The organism is Phenylobacterium sp., from assembly GCF_030693625.1.
GTDB classification, from domain to species: domain Bacteria; phylum Pseudomonadota; class Alphaproteobacteria; order Caulobacterales; family Caulobacteraceae; genus Phenylobacterium; species Phenylobacterium ferrooxidans.
The window spans coordinates 38,012-53,238 of record NZ_JAUYAF010000062.1; the positions used below are offsets into that span (position 1 = coordinate 38,012).

Sequence of the window (15,227 nt, forward strand, 5' to 3'; positions counted from 1 at the left end):
ATGACTCCTCAGCTTCTCGTCACCATCGGCGTCTTCGCGCCCTTGATCGCCGCCTTGATCGCCGGCCTCTCGGGCCGCCGCATCGGCAACCTGGCCTCGCAGGCCATCACCACGGGCGCGCTGTTCCTCTCCTGCGCCATCGCCTGGACCGCGTTCCATGGGGTGATCTGGGGCGACTGGCCGGCCAAGTTCACCGTCCACCTGCTACCCTTCATCAATATCGGCGACTTCCAGTCCAACTGGTCGATCCGCATCGACACCCTGTCGGCCGTCATGCTCGTGGTGGTGACCAGCGTCTCCTCGCTCGTCCACCTCTACTCCTGGGGTTACATGGCCGAGGATCCGTCCAAGCCGCGGTTCTTCGCCTATCTGTCGCTGTTCACCTTCGCCATGTTGGCGCTGGTCACCGCCGCCGACTTCATGCAGCTGTTCTTCGGTTGGGAAGGGGTGGGCCTGGCGTCCTACCTGCTGATCGGCTTCTGGTTCCACAAGCCGACGGCTAACGCCGCCTCCATCAAGGCCTTTGTGGTCAACCGGGTCGGGGACTTCGGTTTCGCGCTCGGCATCATGACCGTCTTCTGGATGTTCGGCACGATCCAGTTCGCCGAGATCTTCCCGCGGGTGACCGAGTTCGCCACCACGGGCTGGTTCTTCGCCGGCCACTGGTTCCACGCTGTGGACCTCGCCTGCGCCCTGCTGTTCGTGGGCGCCATGGGCAAGTCGGCGCAGTTCTTCCTGCACACCTGGCTGCCGGACGCCATGGAGGGCCCGACCCCGGTCTCGGCCCTGATCCACGCCGCCACCATGGTGACGGCCGGCGTCTACATGGTCTGCCTGCTGTCGCCGATGTTCGAATACGCCCCGGTGACCAAGCAGATCGTCACCCTGGTGGGCGCCATCACCGCCCTGTTCGCGGCGACGGTTGGCCTGGCCCAGAACGACATCAAGCGGGTCATCGCCTATTCGACCTGTTCGCAGCTCGGCTACATGTTCTTCGCCGCCGGCGTGGGCGCCTATCAGGCCGCCATGTTCCACCTCTTCACCCACGCCTTCTTCAAGGCGCTGCTGTTCCTGGGCGCAGGCTCGGTGATCCACGGCATGCACCACGAGCAGGACATGCGGAAAATGGGCGGCCTGTGGAAGTACCTGCCGGTGACCTACGCGGTCATGACCATCGGCACCCTGGCGATCACCGGCTTCGGCATCCCCGGGACCGACATCGGCCTCGCGGGCTTCTTCTCCAAGGACACCATCATCGAGGCGGCCTACGCCGCGGGCGAGCACAATCCGGTGGCCTTCTTCGCCTTCCTGGTCAGCCTCAGCGCGGCGGGCCTGACGGCCTTCTATTCCTGGCGTCTGTCCTTCATGACTTTCCACGGCAAGGCCAAGTGGGCGCATGATGATCACGCCCACGCCGACCACGCCGACCACGCCCATGGCGCCGACGACCACGCCAGCCCCGCCCAGATCGAGACCCACAGCGAGCCGCTCCCGGACGACCATCATGACGCCCATGGCCATCATGGGGCCCACAAGCCCCACGAGAGCCCGCTGGTGATGCTGGTCCCGCTGGCGCTCCTGGCGGTCGGCGCGGTGTTCGCCGGCTACGCCTTCGTCGAAGCCTTCGTGGGCGAGGACCGCAACGCCTTCTGGCGCGGCGCCATCTTCAACGCCCCCACCAACCAGGTGCTAGAGCACGCCCACCACTCGCCGACCTGGCTGCACTGGGCGCCGCTGGTGGTCTCGGCCATCGGCTTCGCGGCAGCCTGGTTCTACTACATCGCCAACGAAGGCATGGGCGCGCGGATCGCCGCCAAGAAGGGGCCGCTGTGGAGCTTCCTCTACAACAAGTGGTACTTCGACGAGATCTATGAGGCGACCTTCGTGCGGGCCACCCGGCTGCTGGGCGACCTGTTCTGGAAGGTCGGCGACCAGAAGATCATCGATGGTCTTGGCCCCGACGGTGTCTCGGCGGTGTCCTACGACGTCGGCCGCCGGGCGGGTCTGCTGCAGACCGGCTACGTCTATCACTACGCCTTCGTCATGCTGTTGGGCGTGCTGGGTCTGCTGACCTTCGCCGTCTTCCAGTGGCAGGCCTGAGGGGGAGTGAGATCATGACTGGCCTGCTTTCCCTGATCACCTACGCGCCGCTGCTCGGCGTGGCCGCCATCCTGGTGCTGCGCTTCTTCGCCAAGAGCGAGGACGAGAAGACCGTTAGCGCCGGCAAGTGGATCGCCTTCGTCACCACCCTGGCGACGCTCGCCCTCTCCATCGTGCTGGTGGCGGAGTTCGATCCCGCCAATCCGGGCTTCCAGTTCGTCGAGGACGCCAACTGGTTCGCCGGCATTCACTACCGCATGGGCGTGGACGGGATTTCGATCCTGTTCGTCCTGCTGACCGCCTTCCTGATGCCCATCTGTATCGCGGCCTCGTGGAAGTCGATCGAGACCCGCGTGCTGGAATACATGATCGCCTTCCTGGTCCTGGAGACCCTGGTGATCGGCGTGTTCTGCGCCCTGGACCTGGTGCTGTTCTACGCCTTCTTCGAATTCGGTCTGGTGCCGATGTTCCTGATCATCGGCATCTGGGGCGGCAAGCGCCGGGTCTACGCAGCCTACAAGTTCTTCCTCTACACCCTGCTGGGTTCGGTCCTGATGCTGGCGGCGATCCTCGGCATGATCGGCATCGCCGGGACCTCCTCGATCCCCGAACTGATGGTCTACAAGTTCGATCCGGGCCTGCAGATATGGCTGTGGCTGGCCTTCTTCGCCTCCTTCGCGGTGAAGATGCCCATGTGGCCGGTCCACACCTGGCTGCCTGACGCCCACGTCGAGGCGCCCACGGCGGGCTCGGTGATCCTCGCCGGCATCCTGCTCAAGATGGGCGGCTACGGTCTCCTGCGCTTCAGTCTGCCGATGTTCCCCCAGGCCTCGGAGTACTTCACGCCCCTGGTCTTCGCGCTGAGCGTCATCGCGATCATCTACACCTCGCTGGTGGCCTTCCGTCAGACCGACATCAAGAAGCTGATCGCCTATTCCTCGGTGGCCCACATGGGCTTCGTGACCATGGGCATCTTCTCCGGCAACGACATCGGCGTGCAGGGCGCGATCTTCCAGATGCTGAGCCACGGCGTGATCGCCAGCGCGCTCTTCCTCTGCGTCGGCGTGGTCTATGACCGCATGCACACCCGTGAGATCGCCTTCTACGGCGGGCTGGTGAACCGCATGCCCTGGTACGCGGCGGTGTTCATGCTCTTCACCATGGGGAATGTCGGTCTGCCGGGCACCTCGGGCTTCGTGGGCGAAATCCTCACCATGACCGGGGCCTACGGCGTCTCCACCTGGACGGCGATCTTCGCCGCCAGCGGCGTTATCTTCTCGGCGGTCTATGCGCTCAGCCTCTATCGCCGGGTGATCTTCGGGGAACTTACCAACCCCGCCCTGGCCGAGATCAGCGACCTCGACTGGCGCGAGGTGGCCATCTTCGCGCCGCTGATCGCCTCGACCCTCTATCTCGGTATCTATCCGGCCGCCGTCTTCGACCTGACCCAGGCGTCGGTCGACAACCTCGTCGCGCTCTACAGCGCGGCCATCGGCGCCTAGGGGCCTCTCCATGACCTTCTCCGCCGATATCGCCCTTGCTGGTCCGCAACTGACCCTCGCCATCGCGGCCCTGGTGCTGCTGGTGTTCGGGGCCTTCGCGCCGCGCGCCACCACGGTGATGACCCTGGGCTCGGTCGCCGCCCTTGCGATCGCCGCCTACTACGCGGCCTTCGGGACGCAGGGGCGCGGCTTCGCGGGCGGTCTGGTGGCTGACGACGCCTCGGCCTTCAGCCAGGTGGCGATCTTCATCGCCAGCGCCATCGCCATCCCCCTGGGCCAGAAGTGGTTCGCCCAGCGCAACATCCGCAACTTCGAGTTCCCGGTCCTTATCCTGCTGGCCGCGCTCGGCATGGCCATGATGGTCTCGGCCGGCGACCTGATCTCGCTCTATATCGGCGTCGAACTGCAGTCCCTGGCCCTCTACGTGCTGGCCGCCATGCACCGCGACGACGCCAAGGCCTCGGAAGCCGGCCTGAAGTATTTCGTGCTGGGCGCGCTGTCCTCGGGCCTGCTGCTCTACGGCGCCTCGCTGATCTACGGCTTCGCCGGCTCCACCAAGTTCGACGACATCGCCGTCGCGGTTCAGGCCGGGGCCGGGACGGGCGTGCTATTTGGCCTGGTCTTCCTGATCTGCGGCCTGGCCTTCAAGGTCTCCGCGGCCCCGTTCCACATGTGGACCCCCGACGTCTATGAAGGCGCTCCCACGCCCGTCGTGGCCTTCTTCGCCGGCGCGCCCAAGCTGGCCGCCATGGTGCTGTTCGCCCGCGCGCTGAGCGAGGGCTTCTCCGGCGCCTCGGCCCAGTGGGGCCAGGTGCTGGTGATCATCGCCCTGCTGTCCATCGGCGTCGGCGCCTTCGCCGGTCTCGCCCAGAACAACCTCAAGCGCCTCTGGGCCTATTCCTCCATCGCCAATGTCGGTTACGCGGTCCTGGGCCTGGCGTCGGGCACGGCCGAGGGCGTGCAGGCCATGCTGGTCTTCATGGTTCTCTACATGGTCGACGTGACCGGCTTCTTCGCCTGTCTGGCGGCCCTCTCGCGGGCCGGCAAGCCGATGGAGACCATCCAGGACATGGCCGGTCTGATGAAGGAACGTCCCGGCATCGCCCTGGCCATGACTGCGTTCTCGCTGTCGGCCCTGGGGCTGCCGCCGTTCTCCGGCTTCTGGGCCAAGTTCTACGTCTTCAAAGCGGCCATCAATTCCGGTCTCGGCGTCGCCGCCGTGATCGGCCTCGTGGGCAGCGTCGTGGCGGCCTACTACTATCTGCGCCTGATCAAGGTGATGTGGTTCGACGGCGGCGTGGGCGGGACCGACACCCCGCCCGTCGAGGCCAAGACCATCGCCATCGCCGCGGCCCTGTTCTCCTTCCCGCTGGTTCTCGGCGCCCTGGTGTTCATCGACCCGCTGGCCAAGGCCGCCGCGGCCGCCTTCGGCCTGGCCTAGGTGACGATCCCGCCGGTCGAGTCCTACGACGAGATCGATTCCACCAACGCCGAGGCGCGTCGCCGCGCCGAGGCCGGTGAAACCGGGCCCGTCTGGATCACGGCCTTGACTCAGACCGCCGGACGCGGCCGCCGGGGCCGCGACTGGCAGACCAAGGTCGGCAATCTCGCCGCCACCCTTCTGTTCGCCACCGACAAGCCGGCGGGGGAGGCGGCCCAGATCTCCTTCGTCGCCGCCCTGGCCGCCGCCGATCTCGCCGAGACCTGCCTGGCCCCCGGCGCGGCCACAGTGAAGTGGCCCAACGACCTGCTGGTGCACGGCCGCAAGGCCGTCGGGATTCTGGTGGAGTCGGGTCCGCTGCCGGATGGCCGCATCTGGCTGGCGGTCGGCATCGGGGTCAATCTCGCCCACGCTCCGCAGGATGTGGAGCGCCCGGCCGCGGCCTTCGCCGAATTCATGCCGGGTCCGCCGCCATCACCGCGCGCGGCCCTCGACATCCTGGCCCAGGCCTTCGAGCGCTGGCGCGCGGCCTGGGAGCAGGACGGCTTCGCCCCCATCGCCAAGGGCTGGACCGACCGCGCCCACGGCCTGGGACAACCCTGTGAAGCCCGCCTGCCCAACCAGACCCATCGTGGCGTCGCCGAGGGCCTGGACCTGGACGGCGCCCTGCGCCTGCGGCTGGACGACGGGGTGGTTTTGCGCATAACCGCCGGCGACGTTTTCTTTGGAGAGGCCTAAAGATGCTGCTCGCCATCGAACAGGGCAACACCAACACCCTCTTCGCCGTGCACGACGGGACCAGCTGGATCGCCCAATGGCGGGCGGCCACCGACTCCAGCCGCACGGCCGACGAATACGCAGTCTGGCTGTCGCAGCTGTTGAACATGGCGGGCCTGCAGTTTGGCGTGCTGGACGCCTGCATCATCTCCAGCGTGGTGCCGCAGTCGATCTTCAACCTGCGCAATCTCTCGCGCCGCTATTTCCACGTGGAGCCCCTGGTGATCGGCGAGAACGCCGACCTGGGCATCCCGATCCGCATCGACAAACCCTCCGAGGCCGGCGCCGACCGCCTTGTGAACGCAATCGGGGCGCATATCGTTTATCCGGGGACGCTGATCGTCATCGACTCCGGCACCGCCACCACCTTCGATGTGATCGCCGCGGATGGCGGATTCGAGGGCGGTGTGATCGCGCCAGGCATCAATCTGTCGATGGAAGCCTTGCACAGTGCGGCGGCGAAACTGCCCCGCGTCGCCATTCAGAAGCCCCAGCGAGTTCTGGGCAAGGACACAGTCGGAGCCATGCAGTCAGGCGTTTTCTGGGGCTATGTCGCCCTCATCGAGGGGCTCATCGCCCGTCTCAAGGCCGAGTGGGGTGAACCCATGACCGTGGTGGCCACCGGCGGCGTCGCCAGCCTGTTCCACGGCGCGACGCTCGCAATCGACCATTTTGATCCGGACCTGACCATTCGCGGCATGCTGGAAATTTCACGGCGCAACCCGCGCCCCGCGGCGGTGAGCTGATGTCCAAGATCAAGGCGAAAGCCGACGACGAACTCGTCTTCCTGCCGCTCGGCGGCTCGAACGAGATCGGCATGAACTTCAATCTCTACGGCTACGGCCCACCGCACGCGCGCAAGTGGATCGTGGTGGACCTGGGCATCACCTTCGGGGATCAGACCACGCCCGGCGTCGAGATCATCCTGCCCGATCCGACCTTCCTGGAGGCGCACAAGAAGGACATCCTGGGGATCGTCCTGACCCACGCCCATGAGGACCATATCGGCGCTGTCGCGCGCCTGTGGCCGCGCCTGCGCGGGCCGCTCTACGCCACCCCCTTCACCGCCTTCCTGCTGCGCGAGAAGCTGCGGGAAAATCCCGCCGCCGCCGACGCGGTGATCACCGAGGTGCCCCTGGGTGGGAAGGTGACCCTGGGTCCCTTCGAGATCGACCTGATCACCCTGACCCACTCGATCCCCGAGCCCAACGGCCTGGCGATCCGCACCCCGCTCGGCACCATCCTGCACACCGGCGACTGGAAGATCGATCCGGACCCCGTCCTGGGCAGCGTCACCGACGAGGACGCCATCCGCAAGCTTGGGGACGAAGGCATCCTCGCCATGGTCTGCGACTCGACCAATGTCTTCGTCGACGGCACGGCCGGCTCCGAGGCTGATGTCCGCGACGCCCTGGGGGACCTGATCAAGGGCCTGCATCACAAGGTGGCCGTGGCCTGTTTCGCTTCCAACGTGGCCCGGATGGATTCGGTGATCCGCGCCGCTGAGGCCGCCGGTCGTCGGGTCTGCCTCGTGGGCCGCTCCATGCACCGCATGTCGGCGGCGGCCAAGTCGGTCGGCATGATGGCCGACCTCAAGCCCTTCATCGCCGACAACGAGGCCCGGGATTTCCCCGAGGACCGCATCCTCTATCTCTGCACCGGCAGCCAGGGCGAGGCCCGGGCCGCCCTGTTCCGTATCGCCGACGGCTCCCACCCCTTCGTGAAGCTGGGGCAGGGGGACGCCTGCATCTTCTCGTCCCGCGTCATCCCTGGGAACGAGGTGCCGATCCGCGCCCTGCAGAACCGGCTCGCCGACCGCGGCGTGCGCCTCTACACCGAGCGCGACCACCCGGGCATCCACGTCTCGGGCCATCCGTGCCGCGATGAGCTGGCCCAGATGTACGCCTGGGCGCGGCCGGAGATCGCCGTCCCCACCCATGGCGAGCGCCGCCACCTGCTGGAACACGCCGCCTTCGCCAAGGATCTGCAGGTGCCGCAGACCGTCTCGCCCCGCAACGGTGACATGGTCCGCCTGGCGCCTGGCCGCGCCGAGATCATCGACGAGGTCCAGGCCGGCCGAATCTATGTCGACGGCGGCATGCTGACGCCGGAGAACGGCGACGCCCTGCGCGAACGCCGCCACGCCGCCTTCAACGGCATGCTGGCGGTCTCCGTCGCCCTCGACCCGCGGGGCAAGATCGTCTCCGGGCCACAGGTCCGGGCGCTTGGTCTTCCCGCCGAGGAAGACTACCCCATGGAAGACATGATGGACGACCTCGCCGACGAGGCCGAGCGCGCCCTGGACCGTCTGAAGGGTGGCGAGCGGGACGACGATGAGGCCATCGAGAAGGCCATCTCGCGGGCGGTGAAGAAGGCCAGCCAGCGGGTCTGGGGGCGACGTCCCGTCGTCGAAACCACCGTGCTGCGAATCTAACTTCCCGACCGCTCGGACTTGTTTCGAGCCTTGGCTATGGTTTGATGTCCCCGGCTCGCCGCCCGCGAGCCCTGCGAGGGCGCGCGCCATGACGCGCCCCGCACCAGGGAGGGCGTCTCAATGTCCGCATTCGCCGGCGTGCGCATCGTCGACTTCACGCAAGGGCTGGCCGGGCCCATGGCCGCCATGATGTTGGGGGACTTCGAGGCCGACATCATCAAGGTCGAGCCGCCGCAGGGCGACCGGATGAGGGATCATCCCGGCTACCTGGCCTGGAACCGCAACAAGCGCTTGCTGACCCTCGATCTCGCCACCGAGGCTGGGATCGGCGCGGCCCGTGACCTGATCGCCCGCGCCGACGTCGCCCTGTTCGACCACCATCCAGGCAAGCTCGAGGCCCTCGGCCTGGACGCCCGAACGATCACCGAGGCTCATCCCCACCTGATCCACGCCTGGATGCCGCCCTATGGCACGACCGGGTCCTGGAGCCAGCTGCCGTCGCACCACAGCCTGTTGACCGCGCTGAGCGGCGTCGCGTTCCGGCAGGGCGCCTATTCCGACCAGCCGATCCATCTGATCCTGCCGCTCTGCCACTACGGCCAGGCCGTGATGGGCGCCGCCGCCATCAGCGCGGCCCTATTGGAGCGCCACCGCAGCGGTAAGGGCCAGGCGGTGACCGTCAGCGGCCTGCACGGCGTCTCCGAGGTGACCGGTCCGGTCCGGGTGCTGGCCGACCCGCCGTTGCCGCGTGGCGCGCCCCTGGGGGCCTCGCCCAGCTACCGGCTCTATGAGTGCGGCGATGGCCAGTGGTTCTTCCTGGCGACCCTGTTCGTGGCCTTCTACCACCGCGCCATCCAGGCTCTGGGCCTCGGCGACCACTGGGAGACCTTCGCCTCGGACCCACTGCTGGCCCGCGAGGCCCTGAAGGCGGTGTTCAAGACCCGCCCCCGCGCAGAGTGGCTGGAGCTGCTGCAGGCCAACGGGGTCCCCTGCGCGCCGGTTGGTCCCCGCGAGCCCTGGTTCGCCGGCGAGGCCGTGGCCGCCGCCGAGGCCCGCGTGACGCTGGACCATCCCGAGCTCGGCCCCGTCCACATGCCCAATGTGCCCTCGCGCCTCTCGGTCACCCCCGGCTCGGTACGCCACCTGGCCAAGCCCCTTAACGGCCACGCCTGGCCCGACCGGCCTGCCCCCCAGCCCACCGGCGCCAATGACCGGCCGCAGCCGCTGTCGGGGATCAAGGTGCTGGACCTGGGCACGGTGATCGCCGGAGCCCATGCCGGCGGGGTGCTGGCCAATCTCGGCGCCGACGTGATCAAGATCGAACCCATCGAAGGCGACCCTTTCCGCAGCAATGGCGGTGGCTTCATGGCCTATAGCCGGGGCAAGCGCGGCCTGGGCATCGACCTCAAGCAGCCCGCCGCCCGCGAGATGTTCTTCGACCTGGTGCGCGGCGCCGACGTCATTCTCGACAACTATCGCTTCGGTGTGCGCGAGCGCCTCGGCATCCACTATGCGGCGCTCAAGGCCGTCAACCCGCGCATCGTCTCCTGCTCGATCAACGCCTATGGCGACAAGGGCGCGCGCGCCGTCCTGCCGGGGTTCGACCCGCTGTTGCAGGCCGAGGGCGGGATGATGGCGGCTCAGGGCGGGGAGGGGGAGCCGGTGCTCCACACCATTCCGGTCAATGACGTGGCCACCGCCGCCGTGGTCGCCTTCTCCATCATCGCGGCCCTCAACGCCCGGGAGACAACCGGGAAGGGGCAGGAGGTGGTCACCAGCCTGATGGCCCAGAGCCTGACCTTCCAGCTTGGCGAGGTCACCACCTATGAAGACCGCCCGCCCAACGACGTCGGGGCCCAGGACTGTCTCGGTCTCCGGGCCCTGCATCGATACTACCCGTGCGCGGACGGCTGGATCGCCCTGGTCTGCGAGACAAGGGAGGAGGCCGACAGCGTGTGCGGGGTTCTGCGCATCCCCCTGCCGGCCAATGCGCTCACCGCGCCGCGGGACGGTCATCTGGCCCGCGCCCTGGAACTGGCCTTGGCCACCCGCATGCGCGACGGCGTCCTGGCGGACCTGCTGGCTCAGGGCGTGCCCTGCGCGCCGGTGCTGCGCGGCTACGAGGCCTTCGAGAGCGAATGGCTGTGGGAGAATGACTTCTTCGAGGTCTGGCGGCACCCTCGCCTGGGGGACATGCTCGGGGTGCGCGCCTATGCCGACTTCGCCCGCGGCGCCAGCGGCTTCCAGCGCCCCACGCCCGACCTCGGGCAGCACAGCGGCGAACTGCTGGAGGAGATGGGCTATTCGCACGCCCACATCGCCGAGCTGCTGGCCGCCGGCGCCATTTTCGGCCCCGCCGCGAACCTGGCCCACCTGCGGGACGGCGGCACGGCGCTGTTCACGCAGTAGGCGTGAAGACGCTCCCCTAACCCCGCGGAAGTCGTCTATACCGCCCTCGCAAAGTGCGAGGCGGACGGCATGATCGGCAGACTGAACCATGTGGGGGTCGCCACCCCCTCCATCGACGAGGCCGTGAAGGTCTACCGCGACCTGCTGGGCGCCACCTCCATCGGCGAGAAGTTCGCCCTGCCCGAGCAGGGCGTCTGGGTCTGTTTCGTAGACACGCCCAACAGCCAGATCGAACTGATCGAGCCCTATGGCGAGGCCTCGCCGATCCACGGCTTCCTGGCCAAGAACCCCTCCGGCGGCCAGCACCACATCTGCTTTGAGGTGCCTGACATCCTCGCGGCCCGCGACGACATGCGCGCCAAGGGCGCCACGGTGCTGGGAACCGGAGAGCCGCGCATGGGCGCCCATGGCGTGCCGGTGATCTTCATCCATCCCAGGAACATGGGCGGCGTCCTGGTCGAACTCATGGAAACCCCCAAGGGAGCTCACCGATGACCTGGTTCACCGGCATCGCCATCTACTTCACCATCTGGTGGGTGGTGCTGTTCGCCGTCCTGCCCCTCGGGACGATCAGCCACGCCGAGGCCGGGATCAACAAGGGCGACGGCGGCGATCCGGCCGCGCCCGTGGATCCGAAGATCAAGAAGAAGTTCATCACCACCACCTGGGTCTCGGCGATCGTCTTCGTGGCTCTGTGGCTGCTGCTGCGGTTCAACGTCATTCCGCTGCCCAGCCTCCCCTCCGGCCTGGGCTGATTGCCCAGAGCCTCAGCGCCGCACGGCCTGCGCGCTTAAAGATTGGGCGAAACCTATGTCGTGGCCCGGGCCGCACGTAACGCCTTCGCCGGGCGGCGTAACCCAGGTTACCAAGAGTCACATCGCGGGCAGCCTAAGGCCGCTCGTGGCGTTTTCCCCGACGACGAGAAGGCCGCCCGCCTCCCTGGGCGGCCTTCTTTTCATCCAGCTTCGTTGCCAAGGTCCAAGCGCAGCGGCTATCAGGGCCGTTGATCTGAACCTCGTCCGGGAATCTCCGCCAGATGCGTCTTTCGCGTTACTTCATGCCGACGCTTCGGGAAGCCCCCTCCGACGCCCAGGTGGTCAGCCACCAGCTCATGTTGCGCGCCGGCATGATCCGCCAGGAGGCCGCCGGCATCTACGCCTGGCTACCGCTCGGTCTGCGGGTGCTGAAGAAGATCGAGCAGATCGTCCGCGAGGAGATGGACCGGGCCGGCGCCATCGAGGTGCTGATGCCCACGCTGCAACTCGCCGACCTCTGGCGCGAGAGCGGCCGCTATGAGGACTACGGCGACGAGATGCTGCGCATCACCGATCGCCACAAGCGCGACCTGCTCTACGGCCCCACGGCCGAGGAGGTGATCACCGAGATCTTCCGCGCCTATGTGAAGAGCTACAAGGACCTGCCCAAGAACCTCTACAACATCCAGTGGAAGTTCCGTGACGAGCGCCGCCCCCGGTTCGGCGTCATGCGCGGCCGCGAATTCCTGATGAAGGACGCCTATTCCTTCGACGTGGACGAGGCCGCCGCGCGCAAGTCCTACAACCGCATGTTCATCGCCTATCTGAACACCTATGCGCGGATGGGCTTGAACGTGGTGCCCATGAAGGCCGATCCCGGTCCCATCGGCGGCGACCTGTCCCACGAGTTCATCATCCTGGCCGACACCGGCGAGAGCCAGGTCTTCTGCCACAAGGACTTGGTGGAGATGGGCGCGCCCGGCGACGTCGACTGGGACGGCGATCTCCAGCCCCTGGTGGAGCAGCGCACCAACCTCTACGCCGCCACCGAGGAGATGCATGACGAGGCGGCCTTCGCCCAGGTGCCCGAGGACAAGCGCCTCTCGGCCCGCGGCATCGAGGTCGGCCACATCTTCTATTTTGGCGAGAAGTACTCCAAGCCCATGAAGGCCGAGGTGGCGGGCCCCGACGGCCAGAACCACCCCATCCATGGCGGCTCGTACGGCGTCGGCGTCTCACGCCTGACCGGGGCCATCATCGAGGCCAGCCACGACGAGGCCGGCATCATCTGGCCCGACGCCGTGGCGCCCTTCGGCGTGGCGGTGATCAACCTGCGGCCCGGTGACGCCGGAACCGATGAGGTTTCCGAGACCGCCTACCAGGCCCTGATCGCGGCGGGCAAGGACCCCCTGCTGGACGACAGCGACCAGCGTCCGGGCGCCAAGTTCGCGGCCATCGACCTTGTGGGCATTCCCTGGCAGCTCGTGGTCGGCCCCAAGGGCGTCGCCGACGGCACGGTGGAGATCAAGCGCCGCGCCACCGGGGAGAAGCAGACCCTGCCGCTGGAGCAGGCGCTCAAGGTCATCTGCGCGTGAGCAACCCGACCCTGGGAGGCCGCGGCCAGCCCTTCGGGGTCTGGGAGCGCACCGTCGCCGGCCGCTACCTGCGCGCCAAGAAGAGCCAGGGCGGTGTCGCCCTAATCTCCATCATCTCCTTCATCGGCATCACGTTGGCCGTCGCGGTGCTGATCATCGTGATGAGCGTGATGAACGGCTTCCGCTCCGAGTTGCTGAACCGCATCCTGGGCTTCAACGGCCACGTCTATGTGGCCGGCGGCGTGCTGCAGACCCCTGAGCGCGACCCCATGGTGGTGCGCCTGCGCGCCCTGCCGGGCGTGATCCAGGCCGCCCCGGTCATCGAGGCCCAGGCCATGGCGCTCGGCATGGGCCAGATCAGCGGCGCCATCGTGCGCGGTCTGTCCCCCGCCGACCTCAAGGCCACCGAGATCATCTCCAGCAACATCGTCTCCGGCTCCCTGGAGGGCTTCGGCGACGGCGAGTATGGCGGGGACATGATCCTGGTGGGCGACGACCTGGCCCGTAACCTGGGGGTCCAGGCCGGCGACGCCCTGACGCTCATTTCGCCCACCGGCGGGGCCACGGCCTTCGGGGCCACGCCGCAGCGCAAGTCCTACACCGTGGCCGGCACCTTCAAGGTGGGGATGAGTCAGTACGACCAGGCCTTCATCTACATGCCGCTGGCCCAGGCCCAGCTGTTCTTCGGCCGCGACACCGGCGTCGACTTCGTGGAGATGAAGCTCGCCGATCCCGACAAGGCCGTCGACATGAAGCCCGACGTCGCCCGCGTGGCCGGCCCGGCCTCCATCGTCACCGACTGGACCCAGAAGAACGCCTCCTATTGGGGCGCCCTGCAGGTGGAGCGGAACGTCATGTTCCTGATCCTCACCATGCTGCTGTTCATCGCCGCCATGAACATCATCTCGGGCTTGGTGATGCTGGTGAAGAACAAGAGCCGCGACATCGCCATCCTGCGCACCATGGGGGCGGGGCAGGGGAGCATCCTGCGCATCTTCTTCATGACCGGCGCCACCATCGGCATCCTCGGCACCGCCACGGGCCTGCTGATCGGGGTGCTGTTCTGCACCTTCATCGGCGAGATCCAGCAGTTCGTGGAGTGGGCCACCGGCGCCCAGGTGTTCAACTCCGACGTCTATTTCCTCACCCGCGTGCCGGCCAAAATCGACTGGCTGGAGGTCGGCGGCATCACCGGCGGCGCCCTGGTCATGACCTTCATCGCCAGCCTGCCGTCGGCCTGGCGCGCCTCGCGTCTCGATCCCGTGGAGGCGCTTCGCTATGAGTGAGACCCACGCCGACCAGGTCCTGGCCATCCGCGGCCTGACCCGCACCTACCAGACCGGCGACAAGACCCTGACGGTGCTCAACGAGGCCGACCTCGACGTCATGCCGGGCGAGGTCGTGGGCCTGATCGGCCCCTCCGGCTCGGGCAAGTCCTCGCTGCTGCACGCCGCGGGCCTGCTGGAGCGCCCGACCGCCGGCCAGATCTTCATCGAAGGCCGCGACTGCTCCAACCTCAGTGACCGCATCCGCACCCGGGTGCGCCTTCACACCATCGGCTTCGTCTACCAGGCCCACCACCTGCTGCCGGAGTTCTCGGCCCTGGATAATGTGGCCCTGCCGCAGATGATCGCCGGGGTGGGCCGCAAGCCCGCCCGCGAGCGCGCCTTCTTCCTGCTGGAACAGCTCGGCCTCGCCGAACGGGTCAAGCACCAGCCGGCCCAGCTCTCCGGCGGCGAACAGCAGCGCGTGGCCATCGCCCGGGCGCTCGCCAACTCGCCCCGCCTCCTGCTGGCCGACGAACCCACCGGCAACCTCGATCCCCATACGTCAGCGGCGGTGTTCGAAAACCTCTATGCGCTCGCCCGCGCCACCGGCGTCGCCGCCCTGGTCGCCACCCACAACCTCGAACTGGCCCGGCACATGGACCGGGTGCTGGGGCTCAAGGACGGGAAGCTGGAGACGCAGACGGGATTTTAGGGGAGGTCGGCCGCAGGAGGAGCCTTCGCAGCGCGGCCCTTCCATCCCAGCAAATCCACCGCGAGCCAGACCAGCGTCGGCAAGACGTAAAAGCTAGAGCATTCTGCGACCTGATTGAATCGTTGGGGATTCCCAGGGCCCGCGGATTCTGATTCAAGCTCTGTGCTGGTGACGGAGGCTGGCACCTATGAGCAAGGCGCTGTCAGTTGATCTTCGTGAGCGTGTGATCGGCGC

At 67.6% G+C, this 15,227-nt stretch carries 12 protein-coding genes; all 12 read left to right on the forward strand.

Going from position 1 to position 15,227, the window contains the following annotated elements:
• The 12 genes from nuoL to Q8N10_RS13140 all read left to right on the forward strand — a co-directional run bounded on the left by nuoL (position 1) and on the right by Q8N10_RS13140 (position 14,993).
• On the forward strand, positions 1–2,100 hold the full coding sequence (gene nuoL, locus Q8N10_RS13085) for an NADH-quinone oxidoreductase subunit L (protein WP_304780143.1): 2,100 nt from the start codon (positions 1–3) through the stop codon (positions 2,098–2,100).
• The gene (locus Q8N10_RS13090) at positions 2,097–3,602 is read left to right on the forward strand and encodes an NADH-quinone oxidoreductase subunit M (protein ID WP_304780169.1); all 1,506 of its coding nucleotides are present in this window, start codon (positions 2,097–2,099) and stop codon (positions 3,600–3,602) included. Before nuoL ends, Q8N10_RS13090 begins: the two co-directional genes overlap by 4 nt.
• 10 nt (positions 3,603–3,612) lie before the next feature.
• Positions 3,613–5,043: an NADH-quinone oxidoreductase subunit NuoN gene (gene nuoN / locus Q8N10_RS13095; RefSeq protein WP_304780146.1), complete on the forward strand. Its 1,431-nt coding sequence runs from the start codon at positions 3,613–3,615 to the stop codon at positions 5,041–5,043.
• Positions 5,044–5,781, forward strand: a complete 738-nt coding sequence (locus tag Q8N10_RS13100; protein ID WP_304780147.1) for a biotin--[acetyl-CoA-carboxylase] ligase — start codon at positions 5,044–5,046, stop codon at positions 5,779–5,781.
• A 2-nt stretch (positions 5,782–5,783) separates the two neighbouring features.
• Positions 5,784–6,566, forward strand: a complete 783-nt coding sequence (locus tag Q8N10_RS13105) for a type III pantothenate kinase (RefSeq protein ID WP_304780149.1) — start codon at positions 5,784–5,786, stop codon at positions 6,564–6,566.
• Positions 6,566–8,254 (forward strand): ribonuclease J, encoded by a 1,689-nt coding sequence (locus Q8N10_RS13110; protein WP_370690218.1) that lies wholly within the window; start codon positions 6,566–6,568, stop codon positions 8,252–8,254. Before Q8N10_RS13105 ends, Q8N10_RS13110 begins: the two co-directional genes overlap by 1 nt.
• Before the next feature lie 120 nt (positions 8,255–8,374).
• Positions 8,375–10,663, forward strand: a complete 2,289-nt coding sequence (locus Q8N10_RS13115; protein ID WP_304780152.1) for a CaiB/BaiF CoA-transferase family protein — start codon at positions 8,375–8,377, stop codon at positions 10,661–10,663.
• Between the two features lie 69 nt (positions 10,664–10,732).
• Positions 10,733–11,158: a methylmalonyl-CoA epimerase gene (gene mce, locus Q8N10_RS13120; RefSeq protein WP_304780154.1), complete on the forward strand. Its 426-nt coding sequence runs from the start codon at positions 10,733–10,735 to the stop codon at positions 11,156–11,158.
• Positions 11,155–11,418 carry a DUF1467 family protein gene (locus Q8N10_RS13125; protein WP_304780156.1) on the forward strand — a complete coding sequence of 88 codons (264 nt, stop codon included), beginning with the start codon at positions 11,155–11,157 and terminating at the stop codon, positions 11,416–11,418. The genes mce and Q8N10_RS13125 overlap by 4 nt, the downstream gene beginning before the upstream one ends.
• A gap of 281 nt (positions 11,419–11,699) precedes the next feature.
• Positions 11,700–13,013: a proline--tRNA ligase gene (proS, locus tag Q8N10_RS13130; RefSeq protein ID WP_304780159.1), complete on the forward strand. Its 1,314-nt coding sequence runs from the start codon at positions 11,700–11,702 to the stop codon at positions 13,011–13,013.
• Complete coding sequence (locus Q8N10_RS13135) at positions 13,004–14,299, forward strand: lipoprotein-releasing ABC transporter permease subunit (RefSeq protein WP_370690219.1); 1,296 nt, start codon at positions 13,004–13,006, stop codon at positions 14,297–14,299. Before proS ends, Q8N10_RS13135 begins: the two co-directional genes overlap by 10 nt.
• Positions 14,292–14,993 carry an ABC transporter ATP-binding protein gene (locus tag Q8N10_RS13140; protein ID WP_304780162.1) on the forward strand — a complete coding sequence of 234 codons (702 nt, stop codon included), beginning with the start codon at positions 14,292–14,294 and terminating at the stop codon, positions 14,991–14,993. The genes Q8N10_RS13135 and Q8N10_RS13140 overlap by 8 nt, the downstream gene beginning before the upstream one ends.
• Positions 14,994–15,227: the final 234 nt, after the last annotated feature.